This window comes from Nonomuraea corallina (assembly GCF_027620315.1).
Taxonomy (GTDB): Bacteria; Actinomycetota; Actinomycetes; order Streptosporangiales; family Streptosporangiaceae; genus Nonomuraea; species Nonomuraea corallina.
The window spans coordinates 1-2,125 of record NZ_JAPNNL010000336.1 but is presented as its reverse complement, the minus strand read 5'-3'; the positions used below and the strand labels follow the sequence as shown (position 1 = coordinate 2,125).

At 63.7% G+C, this 2,125-nt stretch carries 4 protein-coding genes; all 4 read right to left on the bottom strand.

The window, feature by feature from the left end; translation table 11 throughout:
- Positions 1-112: 112 nt before the first annotated feature.
- Positions 113-631, bottom strand: coding sequence for a type II toxin-antitoxin system RelE family toxin (locus OUY22_RS36535; protein ID WP_237103414.1), 519 nt, complete (start codon positions 629-631; stop codon positions 113-115).
- 3 nt (positions 632-634) lie between these two features.
- Positions 635-943 carry a type II toxin-antitoxin system prevent-host-death family antitoxin gene (locus tag OUY22_RS36530; RefSeq protein WP_270159894.1) on the bottom strand — a complete coding sequence of 103 codons (309 nt, stop codon included), beginning with the start codon at positions 941-943 and terminating at the stop codon, positions 635-637.
- A 182-nt stretch (positions 944-1,125) separates the two neighbouring features.
- On the bottom strand, positions 1,126-1,479 hold the full coding sequence (locus tag OUY22_RS36520) for a hypothetical protein (protein ID WP_270159893.1): 354 nt from the start codon (positions 1,477-1,479) through the stop codon (positions 1,126-1,128).
- Positions 1,476-1,946: a hypothetical protein gene (locus OUY22_RS36515; protein ID WP_270159892.1), complete on the bottom strand. Its 471-nt coding sequence runs from the start codon at positions 1,944-1,946 to the stop codon at positions 1,476-1,478. The genes OUY22_RS36520 and OUY22_RS36515 overlap by 4 nt, the downstream gene beginning before the upstream one ends.
- Positions 1,947-2,125 lie beyond the last annotated feature (179 nt).

Below are 2,125 nucleotides of genomic sequence, written 5' to 3'. Positions count from 1 at the left end.
GACACGATGCCCACGGGGCAGGAGACGCCGGTGCCACCGATGCCGCAGTATCCGTTCGGAACTTTCCACAAGGCTGTTGGTAGCGCTCTGCTTCAGGCGATAGATACGCGACCTAATGCGGCTTGGACCGGTACTCAGCCCACGTGTCGACCGCCTCTTCAAGGTCAAGAGCGGCAACATCCTCACGCGCCATCCCGACCGTGTAGATCAATCGGTCTGCGAGCCAATCTGGAACGGGTTCCCTGGGAGATGCTTTCTCCACCCGAATGTGATCAGCCAGCGCGCCCAGCCGTTCGATCACCTGGCCGAGCTGGATGATCTCGGGACGGCCTGCACCCGCCTCCCGGACCCTCGCCGTCGCCTCCTCGTACACTTCGGCGTCGGCACGTTCACCGACAGCCCACACCTCGCAGATCTCCACCGACTTGTCCTCGGTGATGCGGTAGACGACACGCCAGGTGTTGCGACCGACCACCAGCTTCCGGAAACCGGTCAGTTCCCCGCCAAGCGGATAACCAGCTTCAGGGTTGTCCAGCAGGAGAAGGATCTTCTTGAGCACCTTGGGTACCGCGTCTGGGCCGATCCGCCGAAGGTCGTCGACTGCCGGCGCCGTGAAGGCGACGTCGGACACGATTCACTCATCGTCCGGGATGGCGGACAGCGACTCGCGAGTATGCCCGAAAGCGGCAAGCACCTCATCGAGTGAGACCCGATCCCCCGTGTCCGTAACCGACCGGGCGAGCACCAGCGCCAGATCACGCAGATCAGCCGCCGCCTCCTCCAGCTCATTGAGCCGGCGGATACTCACCACGGCCGCCACTGGCTGACGCCGACGGGTGACCACCAGATCGGCCCCCTGCTCCGCATCAGCCACTAGGCGGGCAACCCCTCGCTGGGCCGCCTCTGTGACGCTCAGCTCGGTAGCGTCACGCAGAACAGTCATACATGAACTGTACATCTATCTGCACAGAAGTGCGATGCCTAGGCCCGCGTTCGGCTCACGCCTCGCCGGACGTCAGGCCCACCGGGCAGGCGACGCCCGTTCCGCAGATCCCGCAGTACCCATTGGGCACTTTGTACAAGTACTGCTGGTGGTAGCAGTTGGTTTCAGGTAGCAATTGGGGGCTATTCGGTGTCCTTGGGGTGTCGCGGCGATGCATAGATCACCCAGACAGTACGAGCGACGTCATCGATGGCATAGCGCACACGACCGCCGCTGGTGACCTCGAATTCCCACTGCTCCAGGTCCCTGCCGTTGTGGCGATGAGTCGCAAGGTCTCCGCGCAGGCGATGTTGGCGGTCGTGGCTGGAGCGTGAACGGGGATCAACCCGCAGCACCTCGAAGCATCGGCGCGTATTGGCCAGGGCGTGACGGCACAGTTCCTCCCAGCCCCTGACTGCGTCGCTGGTACCGAACCGGACATCCCACTCGTCATCCGGCGGTGGCACCGTAATTCGATCTCCGCGCTTCGGGCTCATGGCGAAACCTGCACCGGCCCGAAGTCTCCGCCCGTGGGCCGGCGAGCCTCGGCGTACTGTGCAGGGTCAGCCTTGATTCTGGCAGTGGCCCGCCAGCCTGCGATGACCTCCTGGGCGGTGGCATCGACATCCAGCTCGGCTGCGTCGGAGAGTGCTTCGACCAATTCGAGCGTGAAGGCACGAAGTTCGTCCGAGGACAGGTGGCGAACCCAAGGGAAGACCTCCGGCATGGCTATGACCAGCGCCCGCGCGGTGGGATCGTGCTTGATCAAAGCAAGGAACAGCCGGGACGCAGTGGCCAGCGTCCGTTCGCGTTCCTCTTCACGGTCCGCGGCGGTCAAGTAGAAGTCTGGAGCATCCCGATGCGTGACGCGCAGGCGTCCCAGGCGCGCTGCGCGCTCGGCGACCGCCCGGGGATTTCTCGACAGGTCAGAGAAGGTCACCGCGTCTGCATGGCTAGTGCTCACTCCGTGAGTGTATGTCAGAACAGGTTCTGATGCAGGCCGATCCAGGAGTACCACAGCGGTCGCACGAGAGCGCTTCAGTGCTTTCGCCTGCAGCAGTAAGATCACGAGGTGACGAGAAGGACCCTCGCAAGAATCGCGGATTTGATCAGACGCGCCGACGCCTTCGCCGACTTGGCCAG

Coding starts and splice junctions, on each gene's coding strand:
- OUY22_RS36530 (WP_270159894.1), bottom strand. CDS start 943: ATGACTGTTCTGCGTGACGCTACCGAGCTGAGCGTCACAGAGGCGGCC.
- OUY22_RS36520 (WP_270159893.1), bottom strand. CDS start 1,479: ATGAGCCCGAAGCGCGGAGATCGAATTACGGTGCCACCGCCGGATGAC.